Annotated in this window: 16 protein-coding genes, 1 tRNA gene and 1 pseudogene; 10 read left to right on the forward strand and 8 right to left on the reverse strand. The window is 63.8% G+C overall.

Annotated elements, in window-relative coordinates:
- Positions 1-23 precede the first annotated feature (23 nt).
- The 4 genes from BN1188_RS13825 to BN1188_RS13840 form a co-directional block, all read right to left on the reverse strand.
- Positions 24-3377: a transglycosylase domain-containing protein gene (locus BN1188_RS13825; protein ID WP_052469276.1), complete on the reverse strand. Its 3354-nt coding sequence runs from the start codon at positions 3375-3377 to the stop codon at positions 24-26.
- Positions 3378-3474: 97 nt separating this feature from the next.
- Complete coding sequence (locus tag BN1188_RS13830; protein ID WP_325062741.1) at positions 3475-3741, reverse strand: hypothetical protein; 267 nt, start codon at positions 3739-3741, stop codon at positions 3475-3477.
- Between the two features lie 75 nt (positions 3742-3816).
- The gene (locus tag BN1188_RS13835) at positions 3817-5250 is read right to left on the reverse strand and encodes a mechanosensitive ion channel family protein (protein WP_040262038.1); all 1434 of its coding nucleotides are present in this window, start codon (positions 5248-5250) and stop codon (positions 3817-3819) included.
- A gap of 75 nt (positions 5251-5325) precedes the next feature.
- Positions 5326-6231 carry a LysR family transcriptional regulator gene (locus BN1188_RS13840; RefSeq protein WP_040262039.1) on the reverse strand — a complete coding sequence of 302 codons (906 nt, stop codon included), beginning with the start codon at positions 6229-6231 and terminating at the stop codon, positions 5326-5328.
- Positions 6232-6328: 97 nt separating this feature from the next.
- Here BN1188_RS13840 and BN1188_RS13845 point away from each other — a divergent pair, with 97 nt between their 5' ends.
- Entirely contained in the window at positions 6329-7510 is a 1182-nt protein-coding gene (locus BN1188_RS13845) for an aspartate aminotransferase family protein (RefSeq protein ID WP_040262040.1), read from the forward strand.
- A 48-nt stretch (positions 7511-7558) separates the two neighbouring features.
- Here BN1188_RS13845 and BN1188_RS13850 read toward each other — a convergent pair whose 3' ends face one another.
- On the reverse strand, positions 7559-8071 hold the full coding sequence (locus tag BN1188_RS13850; protein WP_040262041.1) for a DUF4174 domain-containing protein: 513 nt from the start codon (positions 8069-8071) through the stop codon (positions 7559-7561).
- A gap of 103 nt (positions 8072-8174) precedes the next feature.
- Positions 8175-9608 (reverse strand): M48 family metalloprotease, encoded by a 1434-nt coding sequence (locus BN1188_RS13855; protein WP_040262042.1) that lies wholly within the window; start codon positions 9606-9608, stop codon positions 8175-8177.
- 184 nt (positions 9609-9792) lie between these two features.
- Here BN1188_RS13855 and BN1188_RS13860 point away from each other — a divergent pair, with 184 nt between their 5' ends.
- Both BN1188_RS13860 and BN1188_RS13865 read left to right on the forward strand, forming a co-directional pair.
- Entirely contained in the window at positions 9793-10032 is a 240-nt protein-coding gene (locus BN1188_RS13860; protein ID WP_040262043.1) for a sulfurtransferase TusA family protein, read from the forward strand.
- A 17-nt stretch (positions 10033-10049) separates the two neighbouring features.
- Positions 10050-11120: an AI-2E family transporter gene (locus BN1188_RS13865; protein WP_040262044.1), complete on the forward strand. Its 1071-nt coding sequence runs from the start codon at positions 10050-10052 to the stop codon at positions 11118-11120.
- 93 nt (positions 11121-11213) lie between these two features.
- Here the strand turns inward: BN1188_RS13865 and BN1188_RS13870 are convergent, their stop codons facing one another.
- Positions 11214-11678: a peroxiredoxin gene (locus BN1188_RS13870; protein WP_040262045.1), complete on the reverse strand. Its 465-nt coding sequence runs from the start codon at positions 11676-11678 to the stop codon at positions 11214-11216.
- A gap of 9 nt (positions 11679-11687) precedes the next feature.
- A complete protein-coding gene (locus BN1188_RS13875) occupies positions 11688-12248 on the reverse strand; it encodes a glycine cleavage system transcriptional repressor (RefSeq protein WP_040262046.1) in 561 nt (186 codons plus the stop codon).
- A gap of 257 nt (positions 12249-12505) precedes the next feature.
- Here BN1188_RS13875 and dapA point away from each other — a divergent pair, with 257 nt between their 5' ends.
- The 7 genes and pseudogenes from dapA (at position 12506) to BN1188_RS13915 (ending at position 18158) form a co-directional block, all read left to right on the forward strand.
- Positions 12506-13384 carry a 4-hydroxy-tetrahydrodipicolinate synthase gene (gene dapA / locus BN1188_RS13880; RefSeq protein ID WP_040262047.1) on the forward strand — a complete coding sequence of 293 codons (879 nt, stop codon included), beginning with the start codon at positions 12506-12508 and terminating at the stop codon, positions 13382-13384.
- 17 nt (positions 13385-13401) lie between these two features.
- Positions 13402-14517: an outer membrane protein assembly factor BamC gene (bamC, locus tag BN1188_RS13885; protein WP_040262048.1), complete on the forward strand. Its 1116-nt coding sequence runs from the start codon at positions 13402-13404 to the stop codon at positions 14515-14517.
- A pseudogene (locus BN1188_RS13890) lies at positions 14518-15341 on the forward strand (MBL fold metallo-hydrolase). It abuts the gene before it with no gap.
- A 67-nt stretch (positions 15342-15408) separates the two neighbouring features.
- On the forward strand, positions 15409-16119 hold the full coding sequence (gene purC / locus BN1188_RS13895) for a phosphoribosylaminoimidazolesuccinocarboxamide synthase (RefSeq protein WP_040262049.1): 711 nt from the start codon (positions 15409-15411) through the stop codon (positions 16117-16119).
- Between the two features lie 92 nt (positions 16120-16211).
- Positions 16212-16301 (forward strand) — tRNA-Ser (locus tag BN1188_RS13900).
- A gap of 374 nt (positions 16302-16675) precedes the next feature.
- Positions 16676-17134 (forward strand): hypothetical protein, encoded by a 459-nt coding sequence (locus tag BN1188_RS13905; protein WP_148485256.1) that lies wholly within the window; start codon positions 16676-16678, stop codon positions 17132-17134.
- A 532-nt stretch (positions 17135-17666) separates the two neighbouring features.
- Entirely contained in the window at positions 17667-18158 is a 492-nt protein-coding gene (locus BN1188_RS13915) for an SMI1/KNR4 family protein (protein ID WP_040262052.1), read from the forward strand.
- Position 18159: the final 1 nt, after the last annotated feature.

Raw genomic sequence — 18159 nt, forward strand, 5'->3', positions numbered from 1 at the left:
TTAGAATCGTCTACAGATATGTTTTACCGATCGTCGACAGAGTGTCTGCCTGACCGATGATCGGAGACGGGAAAAGAGGGGGTACCGTGGGACAGCGCCGTCATAACCGTAGGGGTGGGCTTCGTCGAGGCACGCGCCAGATAAAGACTGAGGAAAGGAGCCATGCCCTTGAGTACCTGCACCGGCAATGCCGAGGTAAAGCTGAACCGGCCTGAGGCCTGTCCAGGGACGTAGGCCGTGAGGGTGCCGAAATGGCGGTTGCCCAGATAGAACACGAAAGTGGCGGGGGGGGTGGGGGGCCCGGGGGCCCACAAGCGCCCCCCCCCCCCCAAAACCTCCGTCCCGGTGTTTCCCGGGGCCGTCTTTCCCCCCCCGGCCCGGGCCCGGCCCACCCCCCCGGGGAAAAATCCCGCCCCCCCCCCGCCGGGGGCCTGTCCGGGGACGTGGGCGGGGGGGGTGCCGAAAGGGCGGTTGCCAAGATAGAACACGAAGGGGGCGGTGGGGTGGCGGGCCGGGGAGCCCAACGGGCGCCCGCCACTGCCAAAGCTCTCGATCCGGTTGTCTCCGGTGCCTGTCTTGCCGCCCATGGCCAGTGCCGTGCCATCGCCCTGGGTAAAACTGCCGGCCACGCGCCGCGCGGTGCCGGCATCCACCACCTGGGCCAGGGCCTGGCGCATGGCGTTGGCCACTTCCGAAGACAGCACCCGCTCGCCACCGTCGGTGCGGGTGATCAGCGCCGTCTCGTAGGGCGTGCCCTGGCCGAACAGCAGGTCGTCGATGCGCACGGTGGGCATGCGAACGCCATCGTTGAGAATCACGCCCATCAGTTCGGCCAGGGAAGCGGGGCGGTCACCCGAGCTACCCAGGGCAGTGGCCAGCGATGGCACCAGATGGTCGAACGGGTAGCCCAGCCGTTGCCAGCGGCGATGCACATCGGAGAAGGCCTCGATCTCGACCATGGTGCGGATGCGGCTATCCCGGGCGCCCTTGTGCCGGCTCTTGAACAGCCAGCCATATACCTCCTGACGCTCGAAGCGGCTGGCCTCCACGACCTGCGGCCACTGGGCTTCGGGGTGCTGCAGCAGGTAGCCGAGCAGCCACAGGTCCAGAGGGTGAACCCGAGCAATGTAGCCTTGGTCCGGCAGGTCATAGCCGCCGGGCCCATAACGCTCATACATCTGCGCCAGGCGCTTGTCGCTCAGAGGCGTGCGGGTCCAGTGCTGGCGTACAAATCGTTCGAACGTGGCCAGGTCAGCCTGAGGATAAAGGTAGCGGTGTACCGCGGCGAGGCGAACCGGGGTGATGCGCAGGTCATCCAGGAAGGTTTCTACCCGGGCCTGAGTGTCCCTGCCGGCGTACTTGTGCCAGAAGCGCCGGAGGTATTCGGTGCCTTCGCGGTCGGCGAAGCGGGCCAGGTACGCTTGCCGCTGGGGATTGCTGTCGTCCTTGAGCAACTCGGCGCTGTTGTTGGGCGCCTGGTAGATGCTGTAGCGGACCAGGTCGCGCATCAGTCGCACGAACGGCAGATTGATGGACTCACGCAGTGCCTCCTTCAAGGTCGGGCTGCGGCCGTCATCCTCACGGCGGAAGTTGTGGAAGGTGTGCAGGCCGCCACCGGTGAAGAAGCGCTCGCCGGGGTTGGCCGAATATTTACGCTCCAAGGCGGCATCCAGCACGGCGGGCAAGTCTGTGCCGGGGTGAGCCAGCAGGTAATCAAGAGTCCAGCGGGTGAGGCGGTCTTGCGGGTCGACCTGCACTTTGTGGAGCTGGGCCGCAGGTCTACCTGCGTAGCGGTCGTACAGCTCATTGATGACCTCCAGGTAACTAGTGAGCACACGCAGCTTGGCGGTGGACCCCAGTTCGAGCTTGCTGCCCTCGTTGATGTCAAAAGGCTGGTCAGTGTTGTCGGTCTGCACCCGCACCTGGGCGCCTTTGGACGTGTTTTCGAACAGGGTAAAGCTGTACTTCACTTCCCGGGTACTGGTGGGCGTCAGCAAACGCTCACCCAACAACCCTACGGCCTGGGCGAACGCCGGGTCGGCGAGGCGCTTGAGGTAGGCGGTAGCCTGGGTTTGCAACTGCGCATCCAGGCTGGTAGTCGCGCTGAGGTCCAATCGGTCAAGGTCGTACAACGGCACGCCCAGCAAGCCTGCCAGGCGGCTGCGCGCAACCATCACTCCCTTGTCGTTGGCATAGGGTTCCCAGGTCGGCTCCTTGGCCCAGTCCCGCCAGCGCAGCCGACTGGCCAGGGCAGCCTTGGCCAGGCCCTGGTCTATGACCTTCTGGGCGGCAAGCAGACGCAGGTGCGCGGCTGTCAGTTCGTCCAGTTCGTCATGGCCGCGGGTAAGAAAGTGCGAGGGCCGCCGCTGAGCGATCATCAGCGACAACACCTGACGCAGCGCCAAGCCTTTGGTCTGCGCATCCTGGCCCAGCAAGGCCTGGTTGACCTTGTCGAAATCGGCGCCGTACCACACCCGCAGGCCCTCGGCCAGGCCATGGACCTCGCCATGGCCAGGCACGGCCGAGAGCGGCACGCTGTTGAGATAGTCGCGCACGATGCGCTGGCGGGCGCGCAAGGTGTCCGGCCCTTCCTGGTAGGCGCGCACGCTTGCCGACAACATCTGGCGCAGTTTTTCCAGGCCCGAAGCCGTCAGCCCATCGGGGGAATGCCGGTATTTTTCCAGCTGGGTCGCCAGGGTGCTGCCGCCGGCCGACTGCCCAGGCAAGCCCAGGGCGTGGGCCAACTGGCTCCAGGCGGCCTTGGCGAAGCGTGGCCAGTCCACCGCCGGGTTCTGGGTGACGGGATGGGGGTCGAGCAGGTGCCGGTTCTCGATGAACAGCAAACTATCGACCACCAGCGGTGGAATGTCCTCGAAACGGCGGTACAGCTGCTGAGGGTAATCGAAGCGGTACACCTGAGCGCCAGTGGCGTCCTTTATCAGCAGGCCGGCCTGGGGTTTTTCAGCGTAGGGCACGAACAGGCCCCGCTCGGTGTAATCCATCAACGCAGGCGAAAAGCGCATCTGTCGCTGGACGGCGTAGTTGCGCTCAAGCAGGCGGCTGACGTAGCTGTCCAGTTCGCTATAGCCCAGGCGTTTGTCGAACGGGCCGGCAGAGGGGTAAATGATGTGGTCGCTAGGGCCCGGGCCGGGTGCATAGGTAAGGGTGGCGGCCCAGCGGGATAGCCAGGTGGCCTGCAACCGGGCGTTCTGCATTTCCCAGCGCGCTGCTACCGCCGCGGCGACTATCAGCAGCGCCGCCAGGGCCAGGAAGACAACCGTGGTGCGGCGACCCTGCCCACTGCCGCTCTTGGAGGTGTCCGCGCTATCGAGGCTCGCTTTTCTAGGTTCGGAATCGTGCTTCCATAAAACGCCCATATTGCGTGGCCTTGTCTGGAAAATGCTGCCTGACTACTTTGAGCGTAGACCCTGGAGCGGTCGCCAGAGGCGCACGCCGCTGGAGCGCGACGGCTGGTCAGGTCAAGGCGGCGCCAGGGCAATGTGTGCCAGCGACAGCTGTACGCTCGTCTTCTTCGAGCACCGCGTGTTCGCAATAGCAATCCGAGCGCGGGCAGGGCTGCTTGTCCGGGTGTCGATCGGCGCAGGCCCGGCTGCAGTAAGTGCGTCCATGGCGGACAATGGATGGATCGGCCAAGGCCTTGCATTGTGGACAGGCACAGGTTTGCGGCATGGTGTGTCTCTCCCTGGTGGCACGGCGGGCCTCGCTGCGCGCGGCCTGCATCAGTTTGGAAGCCGGGGCTTTGGCGGAGTTCAGGCGGTCGTGTCGAGCGCGTCGGCTTCAGTCGACCCCAGGTGCCTAGTGGCGTTGCAACCAGCCCAGGAACCCACCCTTGCGGGTCGGCGCCGGCCGCTGCAGCAGCAGGGACTGGCTATTCTGGCGCCGTACCGCCTGCAATTTCTGCAAGGCCTTGCTCACCTCCACCCGGGCCTTCATGCATTCCTGCGTCAGGCCCTTGTCCAGGCTGTAGAGCGTGCAGGAGGTCAGGGCTGTGAAGCGAGCCTGGGAAGGGGTGTCTTCGAGAATGCTCTGCTCGCCCATGACTTCGCCTGGGCCCATGCGCCCTGCTTCGAGAAGCGCATCGCCATTGGCGATGGCCGCGCTCACTACGCCCGCGCCAATGAGGTACAGGCTTTGCGGCACTTCGCCGATGTCCAGGATCACTTGCCCGGCCGGCACTTCGCGTGCCTGCAGGGCCTCGGCGAGGCGGTCTTTCTCGCTGGCCGCCAAGGCGCGGAACACTTTCACTTCGTCGAGCAGGCTGCGTTTACGCGAGGCCGCCGCGCCGGCCTCGCCCGTGCCGCTGTGATCGGTGATGCCCGCCGCCTCCAGATGCCGATGGGCCAGGTCGAACAGCTGGTTGCGCACCTCGCCCTTGTTGGCCAGGGTGGCGATGAAGCCGCTGGCGGTGTACTCGGTGGTGTCCTCGCCGGCGTCCTTGACCAGCGCCTTGGGGGCGGGGTCCGCCAGCAGGGCATGGCTGCCGCGCAAGGCACGCTCCAGGGCTTCGAGCACGCGCCCGGGCCTTATGCGGTTGGGCACATTGATGCTGATCGATACTCCATGACGCCCGGCCGGACGGCTGAAGTTGACGATGCGCGCCTTGGCCGCCACTGAGTTGGGCACCACGGCGGTAGCGCCCGCGGTGGTCAGCAAGTGCGTGGCCCGCCAGTCAATGTCCACCACCCGGCCTTCGGTACCGTCGATGGCCACCCAGTCATCGACCTGATAGGGCTTGGTGGTGTTGAGCACGATGCCGGAGAATACGTCGCTCAGGGTACTTTGCAACGCCAGGCCGACGATGATCGCCACCGCGCCAGAGGTGGCCAGCAGCCCCTTGACCGGCAGTTGCAGCACATAGGCCGCGGCCGCCACCACGGCGATCAGGAAGACGACCGCTCCCAGCACATCGCGCAGCAGTCTGCCGCTGTGGCCGATCCGTCGGGTCAGGATTACTCCCAGCACTTCGCTTAAGGTGCGCGCGCCATATAGCCACCAGATAATGGCCAGCCCCATGGCGGCAAGGTTCCACAGGTTCTGTTCCGGCCAGGGCGGCGGCAGCAGGGGGCTGATACCGCTGGCCATGATCACCGCGCTATAGCCCAGGAAGAGCGCCAGGCGGACACCGACCCGCGCCGCCTGGTGCGCGAAGGGCGCCCATTGCCAGAGCACCAGGTCGGCAAGCAGCAGCGCCAGGCTCCAGAGCAGGGCAGGGGCGGGCAGGTTGAGCATGGTCGCGGAGTTCCACAAAGGGGCGGCTGGGGAAGATTAATGGGTTGCCGGCAGCTGTGCCAGAACGCGGGTGCTTCAGTGTGCCCAATGTTCCAGGGCGAATTCCACGAAGCTGCGGATTTTCGGCAGGCGATAGCGATCACTGGCGTACAGCAGGTTCATGGGCCGCCGTGGCAGGCGGTAGCCTCCAAGCAAGGGCATCAGGCGGCCACAGGCCAGGTCTTCGGCGACCAGCGCATCGGGCATCATCACGATACCCATGCCAGCGCGTGCCGCCTGGTGCAACCCCGACGAGCTGTTCAGGGTCAGGGCGCCGCTTACCGGTACCACCACCTCGCCTTCCGGGCCTTGCAGGCGCCATTCCTTTTCCACCGAACGCCAGTCGTCCCCCGCCGGGTAGGCGAACGCGAGGCACTCATGCCGGGTAAGGTCCGCCGGGTGCAAGGGCACGCCTCGGCGCGCCAGGTAATCAGGCGCGGCGCAAATGGTCAGGGTGTAGTCCTCCAGCGGGCGGGCGATGACCCCGTTGGCAGGATCGGGGTTGCCCAGGCGGATCGCCAGGTCGAAGCCGTTTTCCAGCAGATCCAGGCGCTGGTTGCTCAGCACGACATCCAGGCGCACCTTGGGGTAGCGCAAGTTGTATTCGGCCAGTGCTGGTGCCAGACGCTCGACCCCGAAGGTCAGCGGCGCGGTGATGCGCAGGCGGCCCGAAGGCTCGGCCTGGGCCTGTTCGGCCAGACGCTCGGCAGCGTCCACCAGCCCCAGCACTTCCACGCAGCGCTGATAGTACTGCGCGCCGAACTCTGTCAGGCGCTGGCGGCGGGTGGTGCGTTGCAACAGGCTGACCCCGAGACGTTGCTCCAACGCCCGCAAGTGGTTGCCCACCATGGTGGTGGACATCGAGCACTGCTGCGCCGCCGCGGTCAGGCTTCCTTTTTCCACGACTTGCACATACACAGACATCGCCAGCAATACATCCATTATCAAGCCCGGCTTATAAATGATTGAAGCGGATGGTCGTTTATCCATCCCGGTGCGCTAACGATACTGCAAGCCTTCAAAGGAAAGGAGCCTTGCCATGACTGCCGCACCCCTGATGTCGCTTTACAACCGGCTGCCGATGAGTTTCGAACGTGGCGAGGGCGCCTGGCTCTGGGACACGGCCGGCACGCGTTACCTGGACGCCATGAGTGGCGTTGCGGTGACCTCGGTGGGGCACTGCCATCCTGCCGTGGTGGCGGCTATCCAGGATCAGGCCGGACGTGTCTTGCATACCTCCAACCATTACCGGATCGACTGGCAACACCAGCTGGCGGCGCGCCTGACCAGCCTGAGCGGCCTGGACGCTGCGTTCTTCGCCAACTCAGGGGCGGAAGCCAACGAGGCCGCGCTGAAACTGGCGCGGTTGAATGCTTGGTACAAGGGCATCGACAAGCCGCGCATCGTGGTTATGGAGGGTGCGTTCCATGGGCGTACCCTGGCTACTCTCGCGGCCAGCGGTGGCACCGGCATGCGCCTGGGGTTCGGTATATGTGCCGATGATTTCCTTCGCGTACCCTTTGGAGACCTGGGCGCCTTGCAGGCGGTGGCCCAGGCGCATGGGCAGCAAGTAGTCGCCGTGTTGCTGGAGCCGGTACAGGGGGAGGGCGGCGTATACCCGGCGCCGCCCGGCTACCTGGGTGGTGTACGGGCACTTTGTGATCGCCAGGGCTGGTTGATGATGCTCGACGAGGTGCAGACGGGTCTGGGCCGCACCGGACAATGGTTCGCTTACCAGGCGGAAAACGCTATCCCGGATGTACTGACATTGGCCAAAGGCCTGGGAGCCGGCATTCCCATTGGTGCTTGCCTGGCACGTAGCCGCACCGCGGCCTTGCTGACGCCCGGCAGTCACGGCAGCACCTTTGGCGGCAACCCCTTGGCTTGCCGGGTGGCCTGTACCGTGCTGGACGTGATCGAGCAGGAAGGGCTGGTGCGCAACGCCCAGCGCCAGGGCGCGTGGTTACTGGCAACCTTGCGCTCAGCGCTGTTGGGCCAGCCAGGCATCCGGGACGTGCGTGGCAAGGGGCTTATGATCGGCATCGAGCTGGATGCCCCAATCCCGAGCCTGGCCAGCCTCGCGGCCGACAGAGGATTGCTGATCAACGTCACTCATGGCACGGTGCTGCGCCTGCTGCCGCCCTTGACGCTCAATGACGCCGAGGCGGCCGGGCTGGCCGAGGGAGTGATTGGGTTGTTGAAGGATAATGCATCGCTGTAGCAGCCCGCCTTGGCGGCGACCGGAGGTTGGTTCAATCGCCCACTTGCCTCAATCCTCCAGATCCGCTGGGGCCTTGCCTGGCTTGCCCTTGGCTTTTCCGTTCTCGGCGGGCGCCGGGGCGGGGGCTGGCGCCGCGGCGGCGGCTTCCTTTTCCGCCATGGGCATCTGGTCGATGGTGGCGAAGACTTCGTCCAGCTTCAGCGGCGTGGTGCTTTCCAGTTTCTTCTCGCCGTCCTTGCCTACAAGCACCAGCTTGGCCTGGGTGCCGGCGCCCAGATTGAGTTCACGGATCAACGCCATGGTCGCCTGGGTGTCCAGAGGCTTGCCGTTACGCTCCCCGGCCAGGCCCACCACCTTGTAGACCACCACATCACGCTGTTTCAGCCCAGGGTCTTGCAGAGCCTTGCCCTCATCCACCAGGGGCTGGTCGGTACCCGTCTTGGAATACACCAGCAGCGGCCTCGCCTTGCCCCGGTCCTGGGCCAGCGGCGAGTCGCTGTCGGCCGCGTAGAGCGGGCTGGCGGCGAACAGGGCGATAAGCGCGAGGGTGCGGATGGGCATGGGGTTCTCCTTCAGTTCAAGCCTTAAGCATTGCTCAAGTTGGCGAAACGGCCAGCTTGAGCGTGAATGAGCCGAGATTGCCGCCCGGTCGGGCATCGCCGGTTCAACGCATCATGTCTTTGACCGCGCGTTCCTGATCCATCAGCTCCTTCTGGCGCTGATCGATGCGCGAGGCCAGGGGGAAGTTGTTTTCCGCGCGACGCTTGGCCAGGTCCAACTGCTGGATCGCCTGGCGGAAATCGCCGACCAGGGCGAAATATTCCGCCCGTGCCTGATGCAAGCCAATGATGTTGCCGTTCTGGCCCCGGGTATCGGCCACCAGGTACCAGACATCAGGATCGTTCGGACGTGCCTTGAGCAATGCATCCAGGCCTTTCTCGGCTTCGGCGGTGCGGCCCTGCTTGAGCAGCAGGTCGATGCGCGCCTGGTTGAGCGGATAGCTGCCGGGGTAGAGGGGCAGCAGGCGATCGACCCGCTGCTGGGCGTCGGCGAGTCGGTTGTTGGTGATGTCCAGGTCGACCTGGGCCAGGTTGTAGGTCAGATCGTTCGGCGCCTTGGCGATCAGCGGTTTGAGGTTCTCCCGGGCTTCGTTGAGCTGCCCGGCCTTGACCTGAGCGATGGCCAGGCCATAGCGGGCGACGTCGTTGCCGTGATTCTCGTCGAGCTGGGCACGGAAGCGCTTGGCCGCGACCCCCGGAGTCTCCTCGTACATCAGTTGCACCCGGGCGCGCATCAGTTGGTAGAGCTGGCTGTCTTCCTTGCCGCCCCTGGGTGACTGTTCGGCGCGGTTGCGCGTATCGGCGATACGCGATTCGGTTACCGGGTGGGTGAGCAGAAACTCCGGCGGCTTGGCCGCGAACTGGTACTGCCGGGCCAGGCGCTCGAACATGTTGGGCATGTTGCGCGGGTCGTAGCCCGCCTTTTGCAGGTTGAGCAGGCCGATGCGGTCGGCTTCCGCTTCGTTCTGTCGGGAAAACCCTCGCTGGCTCTGGATGGCCGCCGCCTGGCTGCCGAAAATGGTAGCCATGCCCGCATCTCCCGCGCCGGCGGCAGCCATGACCACCCCAGCGAGCAGGGCTGCCATCATCGGCACCTGCATGCGCTGTTGCTCCTCGAGCCCGCGGGCGAAGTGACGCTGCGACAGGTGAGCCAGTTCGTGGGCCAACACGCCGGCGTATTCACCTTCAGTCTCCGCGCCCAGGAACAACCCGCCGTTGACCCCGACGATCCCGCCGGGGGCGGCGAAGGCGTTCAGTTCCTTGCTGTCGATGATGATGAATTCCAGGCGCCTGTCCTGCACCTGGCTGGTTTCAGCCAGGCGGTACACACTGGTTTCCACAAAATCCTTGAGCTGCGGGTCCGGCAGTTGCTTGACCTCCGAGCGCAGCATGCTCAGCCAGGCTCGGCCCAGGTCATGTTCCTGTTGCGGGGATACGATCGCCGAACTGGCATCGCCCAAGGAGGGCAGGTCGTCGCCGTGGACGGGAAGGGCAAGCAGGCAGGCCAGGGCCAACAGCGTAGGGCGCAGAAGGGTCATGCACGAAACTCTGGGCGGCAAAAGGGTACTGTAGCGATGCCTGGGGGTACGCCACAAGGGCATGGCGCCAGAGGCCGCCATGGGAGATCGCGCCTGAAGAATTCCCAACACTTCTGTACTCTGGGCGCAGGGCTGCGCATTGCCAGCGAAACCATGAATGAGTGAACTGTCCGTGAGGGAAGCAATGGGTGGAGAAATTGAGTGTGACGCCGAAGTGGATGCCAGCGGTCTGAATTGTCCGCTTCCCTTGTTGAAGGCCAAGTTGGCCCTCAATGGCCTGGACAAAGGCGCGGTATTGAAAGTGGTCGCCACGGATGCAGGTTCGCAGCGAGATTTCCGCACCTTTGCCAAGCTTTCCGGCAACCCGTTGCTGAGCGAAACCGCCGAAGCGGGCACCTATACCTACTGGCTTCGGAAAAACTGACCCACCAAGGATCTTGCATGTTCAAGTTGTTCAGGGATTGGACCCAGCGCTACTTCTCCGACGAGGAGGCCGTGGTCCTGGTGCTGCTGCTGGTGCTGGCCTTCACCGTGGTGCTGACGGTGGGCGGCATGCTGGCGCCCGTGCTGGCGGCCATGGTGCTGTCGTTCCTGATGCATGGCCTGGTGGCGCAACTGGAGCGCTGGCGAATGCCACCGGCCATGGCGGTCGGCCTTGTGTTCACCCTGTTCATGGGCCTGCTGGCGTTGGTGGTGCTGGTCCTGGTGCCGCTGCTGTGGCATCAGATCATTACCCTGTTCAACGAACTGCCCGGCATGCTGGCCAAGTGGCAGTCCTTGTTGTTGCTGCTGCCCGAGCGCTACCCCCAGGTCGTCACCGACGAGCAGGTGCTGGCCGCCATCGAGGCCGCCCGGGGGCAAATCGGCAAGTTCGGCCAGTGGGCCCTGACCCTGTCGCTTTCCAGCCTGCCGTTTGTGGTCAACCTGATGATCTACTGCGTACTGGTGCCCATCCTGGTGTTCTTCTTCCTGAAAGACCGCGAGCTGATCGGCCAGTGGATTAACGGCTACCTGCCTCGTGAGCGGGCCTTGCTGACTCGGGTGGCCCAGGAAATGAACCGGCAGATCGCCAACTACATCCGTGGCAAGGTGATCGAGATCGTCATCTGCGGCATAGCCACCTATATCGCGTTCATCGCCCTTGGCCTGAACTACGCGGCATTGCTGGCGCTGCTGGTGGGCGTGTCGGTGGTGGTGCCCTATGTGGGCGCGGTGGTAGTCACGGTGCCGGTGGCGTTGATCGCGCTGTTCCAATGGGGCTGGGGCGACCAGTTCATCTACCTGATGGTGGTCTACGGCATCATCCAGGCCCTGGACGGCAATGTGCTGGTGCCCTTGCTGTTCTCCGAGGCGGTGAACCTGCACCCGGTGGCGATCATTTGCGCGGTATTGCTGTTCGGTGGGCTATGGGGCTTCTGGGGCATCTTCTTCGCCATTCCCCTGGCTACCCTGGTCAAGGCCGTGCTGGAAGCCTGGCCCCGAAACCAGGGCGGCGTGGCGCCCTTGCTGTAGGTACCGGCGCGATGCCACCGACGCTGGCGCCAGCCAGCGATGGGCCGGAAGGCATGACCGACTCATGGCTGGCTCCGGCAGCTTCGCCGCTCCCTACAAGGCCTGGGCGGCGGCCAGCACTTCCTGCACATGGCCGGGGACTTTCACGCCGCGCCATTCCCGACGCAGCACGCCCTGTTCGTCGATCAGGAAGGTGCTGCGATCCACGCCCAGGTATTCCTTGCCATAGAGCTTCTTGAGCTTGATCACGTCGAACAGCTGGCAAAGGGTTTCGTCCTTGTCGCTGATCAGCTCGAAGGTAAAGCCCTGCTTGGCCTTGAAATTCTCATGGGACTTCATGCCGTCCCGGGAAACGCCCAGCACCACGGTGTTGGCCTCCTCGAAGCTTTCATGCAGGTCGCGAAACCCCTGCCCTTGGGTGGTGCAGCCGGGGGTGCTGTCCTTCGGGTAGAAATAGAGCACCAGCTTGCGGCCACGCAGGCCGGCGAGGGTGATGGCCTGCCCGGAGGTGGCCTGGGCAGTGAAGTCCGGAACGGGCTGGTCGAGGGCGACGGCCATGGCAGGTCCTTATACGGGGTTCTGTGGGCGCCAGGGCTCGATCAGCGCATCCAGGTTCAAGGCGTCGGCGAAGTCCAGGAACTGGTCGCGCAGCCAGCTGATCTGCACGCCGGCGGGCAGGGTGACGGTGAAGGTGGCGTTGAGCATCAGGCCGCCGGTTTGCGGCGCCTGGTAGGTGTCGCAGGTGAGGTTTTCCAGCTCCACGTTGTTGTCGATGAAGAACTGGCACAGCTCGTTGATGATGTCCGGGCGATAGGCCGAACTCACGTAGGCCACGTAGGGCAGCGACTGTGGCCGGCTTTCAAGAGTGGAGCTGCGCACTACGCTTACCTGGAAATCGTGGCGCTTGGCCAGGCCGGGCAGTACGCCCTCGAAGCGGGCCAGGGCGTCCCAGTTTCCGGAAATCTGCAGCACCAGCGCGCTGAATTCGCCGTGGCGGGTGAGCCTGGACGTCACTACCGAGCAGCGGCTGTCGTGGCTGGCCCGGCACAGGACGTTGGTCAGCTCCATGGGGTTGCGCCCCATGGCGGTAAGGACGAGAAATTGTTCGCGAACGGGTGGGGTGGACATGCAGCCTTCCTAAAGCGATGAGCGGTCGAGGCAGGCGGGCGCCTGGAGCGCCCAGCCCATGGCCGGGCGAGCGCTGAGCCCACGGGCCTGGCGCGCGACGAAGCGGCGCTGGGCGGCGGTGGCCGCCTGTCTCGATCAAAGGGCCAAGGGTAGCGAAAACCGCCGCCGGTGGGAATGCTCGAAACCATGGCGTCGCTTGTGCAAGGTCGGTGGCGCCAGTACCATTACCGCTCTCTTTTTCCGGCAGGAGCGGTTGCATGTACGCGGGCAGCATGGTGGCGCTGGTCACCCCGATGGATGCCGAAGGCAGTCTCGACTGGGACGCCCTCAGCAAGCTGGTGGATTTCCACCTGGAAAACGGCACCGATGCCATCGTTGCCGTAGGCACCACCGGTGAATCGGCTACCCTGGACGTGAACGAGCATATCGACGTCATTCGCCGAGTGGTCGAGCAGGTGAACAAGCGCATCCCGGTCATCGCCGGCACGGGCGCGAACTCCACCCGCGAGGCGGTGGAGCTCACCCGCAACGCCAAGGCCGCCGGCGCCGACGCCTGCCTGCTGGTAACCCCGTACTACAACAAGCCGACCCAGGAAGGCCTGTACCAGCATTTCCGCCACATCGCCGAAGCCGTGGCCATCCCGCAGATCCTCTACAACGTGCCGGGCCGCACCGCCTGCGACATGCAGGCTGATACCGTGGCTCGCCTGTCGAAGGTCGGCAACATCGTCGGCATCAAGGAGGCCACCGGCGACCTGCAGCGCGCCCGGGATATCCTCGATCGCGTCAGCGACGACTTCATGCTCCTGTCCGGCGATGATCCCACCGCCGTGGAGCTGATCCTGCTCGGCGGCAAGGGCAACATCTCGGTCACTGCCAACGTGGCGCCCCGGGCCATGGCCGATCTCTGCGCCGCCGCGCTGCGCGGCGACGGGCAAACCGCACGGGCGTTGAACGAGCAGTTGATGCCGCTGCACAGGAATCTGTTCCTCGAGGCCAATCCGATCCCGGTGAAATTCGCGCTACATGAAATGGGCCTGATGGCCGAAGGCATCCGCCTGCCGCTCACCTGGTTGAGCGAAACCTGTCAAGACCCCGTGCGGCAGGCCCTGCGCCAGTCCGGCGTTCTGGTTTGAGTGAGGAAGTACAACGCATGAAGCGCTTGGCTGGTCTTTCCGCCCTTGCTGTCATTATTTCGAGTACCAGTGGCTGCGGTTGGCTCTGGGGTGAGCACGGCTATTTCCGTGACCGTGGCAACGACTACCTGGAGGCCCGGCGCACCGAGCCGATGAACCTTCCGGAGGGTGTCAGCACCGCCAAGCGCCTGGACCCACTGCTGCCGATCCCGCGCAACGTGGCCGACGACACCGCCCTGAACGACTATGAAGTGCCCCGCCCGCAGCCGCTGTCGACGGTGGCCGAAAGTGGCGACTTCACCCTGCAGAAAAGCGCGGCCAGCCGCTGGATCCTGGCCCAGCGCCCGCCCGCCGAGGCCTGGCCGCTGGCGCGCCAGTTCTTCGAGGACAACGGCTTCCGTATCGACCGCGAAAGCGTGCAGACCGGTGAATTCACCACGGCCTGGCAGCCGTTCGACAGCCTGGCCGGTGACCTGGCCCAGCGCCTGCGCGGCAGTTCTGACGTGAACGGCGACATCCGCCTGCAGGTCCGGGTAGAGCCTGGCGTTCAGCGCAACACCAGTGAAATCTACGTGGTCAGCGCCCAGCGTCCCGCCGGCAGCGGCGAAGACGTGGGCTTCCCGGCACGCACCACCAGCGGGGTGGACGCCACCCTGGTGGACGAAATGCTGTCGAGCCTGACCCGTGGCGCCGAGAAGGGCGGTTCCGTGTCCCTGGTGGCGGCGCGTGACTTCGACGCCCCAAGCCAGGTGGCCATGACCGAAGACGGCAGTGGCAACCCGATCCTTACCGTGGGCGCAGACCTGGATCGCGCCTGGTCCAGCGTCGGTCGCGCCCTGGAGCAGGGTGGCCAGTGGCGCGTCGAGGATATCAACCGCAGCCTGGGCCTGTACTACATCAACCTGGCGGAGAAGGGCGGTCGGCCGGAAGACAACAAGCCAGGCTTCTTCGGCCGGCTGTTCGGTCATGAGCCTAGCAAGGAAGAACTCGAGGCCCGCGCCGAGCGCTATCAGGTTCGCCTGAGCAAGGTGGGCGAGGCGGTGCAGGTCACCGTCGAGAAGAACATCAACACCGTGGCGCCGGCCGATGTGGCGCGTCGTGTGTTGAGTGTGATCCAGGACAACCTGGGCTAAGTGCGCTTCGCCGTTCTCGGAAGCGGAAGCCAAGGGAATGGCACGCTCGTCGCCAGTGGCAACACCCTGGTGCTGGTGGACTGTGGGTTTTCCCTGCGCGAAACCGAGCGCCGCATGGCTTTGCTGGGGGTGCATCCCGCTCAGTTGAAGGCGGTGCTGGTCACCCATGAGCATGCGGATCATGTACACGGGGTGGAGCTGCTGTCGCGCCGCTACAATGTGCCAGTCTACCTGAGCCAGGGCACCCACAGCGGCCTGCGCAAACCGGTGCTGCCGGCGCGGCTGGTGCATTGCGGCGACGCCTTCGACCTGGGCGACCTGCACGTACGGGTGGTGGGCGTGGCTCATGATGCCCGTGAGCCCACCCAGTATGTGTTCAGCGACGGCAAGCGGCGCTTCGGCCTGCTGACGGACCTGGGCTCCTGGTGCTCGAAGGTGATGAATCACTACAGCGGCCTCGACGCCTTGATGATCGAGTCCAACCATTGCCGCGACCTGCTCGCGGGCGGGCCTTACCCGTACCACTTGAAGCGACGGGCGAGTCCAACCATTGCCGCGACCTGCTCGCGGGCGGGCCTTACCCGTACCACTTGAAGCGACGGGTGGGTGGGGACCGGGGACATTTGAACAACCATCAGGCCGCCGGCCTGGTGGCCGAGCTGGGATGGCAGGGCCTGCAGCACCTGGTGCTGGCCCACCTCAGCCAGAAGAACAACCTGCCGGAACGCGCCAGGCAGTGCTTCGTCGATACCCTAGGGTGCGACCCAGCCTGGCTGCAACTGGCGGATCAGGCCTCAGGGCTCGATTGGCGGCATATCGCCTAGGCTGTGTACGGCACCGGCGAACGGTGTCGCCCACCGTCTGGCCCCTTTACAGTTAGCGGAGCCCATCATGGAAAAACGCGAAGAACTCTACCGTGGTAAAGCCAAGTCGGTCTACAAGACCGACGACGCCGACCGCCTGGTCCTGCTGTTTCGCAACGACACCTCGGCCTTCGACGGCAAGCGCATCGAGCAGCTCGACCGCAAGGGCATGGTGAACAACAAGTTCAATGCGTTCATCATGCAGAAGCTCGAAGCCGCTGGCGTGCCGACCCAGTTCGACCGCCTGCTGGGCGACAACGAATGCCTGGTGAAGAAGCTGGACATGATCCCGGTGGAATGCGTGGTGCGTAACTACGCCGCGGGCAGTCTGGTCAAGCGCCTGGGCGTGGAGGAGGGCAAGCAACTGGTGCCATCCACCTTCGAGCTGTTCCTGAAGAACGACGCCATGGGCGACCCCTTCATCAACGAATCCCACGTGATCGCTTTCGGCTGGGCGACCGCCGAGCAGTTGGCGACCATGAAGCAGCTGTCGCTCAAGGTCAACGAGGTGCTGAGCCAACTGTTCGACGATGCCGGCCTGCTGCTGGTGGATTTCAAGCTGGAATTCGGCGTGTTCCACGGCCAGATCGTCCTGGGCGACGAGTTCAGCCCCGACGGCTGCCGTCTATGGGACAAGGAAACCCGCAAGAAGATGGACAAGGATCGCTTCCGCCAGGGCCTGGGCGGCGTGATCGAAGCCTACGAGGAAGTCGCCCAACGCCTTGGCGTGTCGCTCTAAGCGCAACGCTCGCGCAAACGCCTGATAGCACGCGGTTTTTTTCAAAAAGGGGCTTCGCCTCGAATGAAACTGCTGCTATCATGCGCGCCATTGGAGAGATGCCGGAGTGGTCGAACGGGACGGATTCGAAATCCGTTGTGTCAGCAATGGCACCTAGGGTTCAAATCCCTATCTCTCCGCCATACGAATAGAACCCTCGCAAGTCATTGATTTGCGAGGGTTTTTAGTTTTTGGATCTTGCCCATTGTACGTAGGGATAGTACGTAAAATTTTTGCCTTCTTTGCGAGAGTTTGGCCAGCGCGTCGGCTGCCGATTACCGGTTTACGCCACTAGAGGAATAACTGAAGGTTTCTAGCGGCATCGGCCGTACGTGATGCAGGCAATGAGGGGCAGTGCTTACTTGCTCATTGATCAGATCAATACCCTTGATAGCGATGGACCCGAGGGATCGCGCCTGCACTCATGAAGCTTTCGGAGGTTTTGGCATGGTGGTTGCCGTTCCATAATCAGGTTGCGGCCTACTGATCGTAGGCTAGATAGATTTGATGCATAGGTGTGCAGTGGATCGACCTGAACAAGGTGGACACACGACCTTCCTATCAACTGCCAATGGAGATTGCTCCACGGCAGAACGCTTCACTTGCGGCAGAGAACTCTCTGTACGTTCGTGAAGAGAAGGGCAATGGTCTTGAAGAGCGCATGTCCGAATTCCTGTCGGACTGTGAAAACGTCCGTTGGTGGCATAGGAACTCAAGCGGTCGTGGCTTCGTATTGAATGGCCCGATCAACCACTACCCTGATTTCGTTCTGAAACTGCGCTCAAGTCTCGTCATCCTGTTGGAGACGAAGGGTAGTGACCGGGACAACTCAGACTCCAGCGCGAAAATCGAACTTGGGAAGTATTGGGAAAGGTGTGCAGGCCGAGATTACCGCTACTTGATGGTCTTCGAGCACAGCCCTTTGGAAGGAGCGTATTCGTGGGCTGACGCCTGCGAGCTGCTAAAAAACCTATAATCCGCAGACCAAAGGCTCCGCAACCACATAATCGCGCTCCGGTACGGGTTGTGGCTTGAGAAAGAAGTTCCCCAGACGGTTACCAAGCACCTCGAAGCCGAGCGCTTTCATATTTTCTCGGACGCACCAGAAGAAGCTATCCAGCTCACGGTTTATGAGCTGAACTGGATGCTCGACGCCTTAACCTCTGGCGCAATAAAAGCGTACAAAATCTTTACCTCGCGCTGAGTTGTCCAGACCCTCGCGGTTGTGATCCGGCCATGAAATTATCTGCGCACTCTCTGTCGAGCGACCGCGTGCTGCAAAGGCAGATGCTGCTTACGCGCCCGGGAAGAACAGAACGGCTCGCCGGTGACAGAGGCGCAAGTGTACGACATCCGTGACCACGCGGCCTGTAACGCCGTGCCGTTCTCGTGACGATAGAACAGCCAAAGCGATTCAAGCCTCAGCCTGTGCAGCCGATAAATGCTCCAGGTCAGAGCGGCGCGTGCCTTCGCTGTTCTGCATATTGACGCCGCTGAAGGACTCTTCGATGACCCTTGCATGGCCCCAATTGGATGCGTCATTGCGCGCGCACAGACCCGCCCTGCTGGCTGATCTGAACCCCCCTGCGTCTGCCAAGACCCTCCAGCATCTGCAAAGCACGCTGGGGGTCAGTTTGCCGGAGGCGTTCCTTGACGCCCTGCGCGGACATGACGGTCAACGGGGTAACAGCGAGCCACTGCTGAACAGTTTCCGGTGGCTGTCCTGCGCACGAATACTTGATGCCTGGCACTTCTGGAAACAGCAGTCTGCCAGTACCGGGTTCAACAAAGGTGTCGAGCCTGGCCCAGGCGTACAGGCCTACTGGTGGCATCCTGGCTGGATTCCCTTTGCCAGTAATGGCAGTGGCGACTACCTCTGCCTGGACCTGGCTCCCGCGACGGCGGGTGTGCCTGGGCAGGTGATTACGGTATGGCACGATGATGGCGCACGTCGTATTGTCGATGTGCACTTCTTAGCCTGGTTTTCCCGGTTTTTTTAAC

Origin of the sequence: Pseudomonas massiliensis, from assembly GCF_000826105.1 — a bacterium.
GTDB lineage: Bacteria > Pseudomonadota > Gammaproteobacteria > Pseudomonadales > Pseudomonadaceae > Aquipseudomonas > Aquipseudomonas massiliensis.

What these genes read in the sequence shown, in the direction of transcription:
- BN1188_RS13860 (WP_040262043.1), top strand. Translation starts at nt 9,793, where the DNA reads ATGGGTGGAGAAATTGAGTGTGACGCCGAAGTGGATGCCAGCGGTCTG.
- bamC (WP_040262048.1), top strand. Translation starts at nt 13,402, where the DNA reads ATGAAGCGCTTGGCTGGTCTTTCCGCCCTTGCTGTCATTATTTCGAGT.
- BN1188_RS13840 (WP_040262039.1), bottom strand. Translation starts at nt 6,231, where the DNA reads ATGGATGTATTGCTGGCGATGTCTGTGTATGTGCAAGTCGTGGAAAAA.
- purC (WP_040262049.1), top strand. Translation starts at nt 15,409, where the DNA reads ATGGAAAAACGCGAAGAACTCTACCGTGGTAAAGCCAAGTCGGTCTAC.
- BN1188_RS13865 (WP_040262044.1), top strand. Translation starts at nt 10,050, where the DNA reads ATGTTCAAGTTGTTCAGGGATTGGACCCAGCGCTACTTCTCCGACGAG.
- BN1188_RS13845 (WP_040262040.1), top strand. Translation starts at nt 6,329, where the DNA reads ATGACTGCCGCACCCCTGATGTCGCTTTACAACCGGCTGCCGATGAGT.
- BN1188_RS13915 (WP_040262052.1), top strand. Translation starts at nt 17,667, where the DNA reads ATGACCCTTGCATGGCCCCAATTGGATGCGTCATTGCGCGCGCACAGA.
- BN1188_RS13870 (WP_040262045.1), bottom strand. Translation starts at nt 11,678, where the DNA reads ATGGCCGTCGCCCTCGACCAGCCCGTTCCGGACTTCACTGCCCAGGCC.
- dapA (WP_040262047.1), top strand. Translation starts at nt 12,506, where the DNA reads ATGTACGCGGGCAGCATGGTGGCGCTGGTCACCCCGATGGATGCCGAA.
- BN1188_RS13875 (WP_040262046.1), bottom strand. Translation starts at nt 12,248, where the DNA reads ATGTCCACCCCACCCGTTCGCGAACAATTTCTCGTCCTTACCGCCATG.
- BN1188_RS13835 (WP_040262038.1), bottom strand. Translation starts at nt 5,250, where the DNA reads ATGCTCAACCTGCCCGCCCCTGCCCTGCTCTGGAGCCTGGCGCTGCTG.
- BN1188_RS13850 (WP_040262041.1), bottom strand. Translation starts at nt 8,071, where the DNA reads ATGCCCATCCGCACCCTCGCGCTTATCGCCCTGTTCGCCGCCAGCCCG.
- BN1188_RS13830 (WP_325062741.1), bottom strand. Translation starts at nt 3,741, where the DNA reads ATGCAGGCCGCGCGCAGCGAGGCCCGCCGTGCCACCAGGGAGAGACAC.
- BN1188_RS13855 (WP_040262042.1), bottom strand. Translation starts at nt 9,608, where the DNA reads ATGACCCTTCTGCGCCCTACGCTGTTGGCCCTGGCCTGCCTGCTTGCC.
- BN1188_RS13825 (WP_052469276.1), bottom strand. Translation starts at nt 3,377, where the DNA reads ATGGGCGTTTTATGGAAGCACGATTCCGAACCTAGAAAAGCGAGCCTC.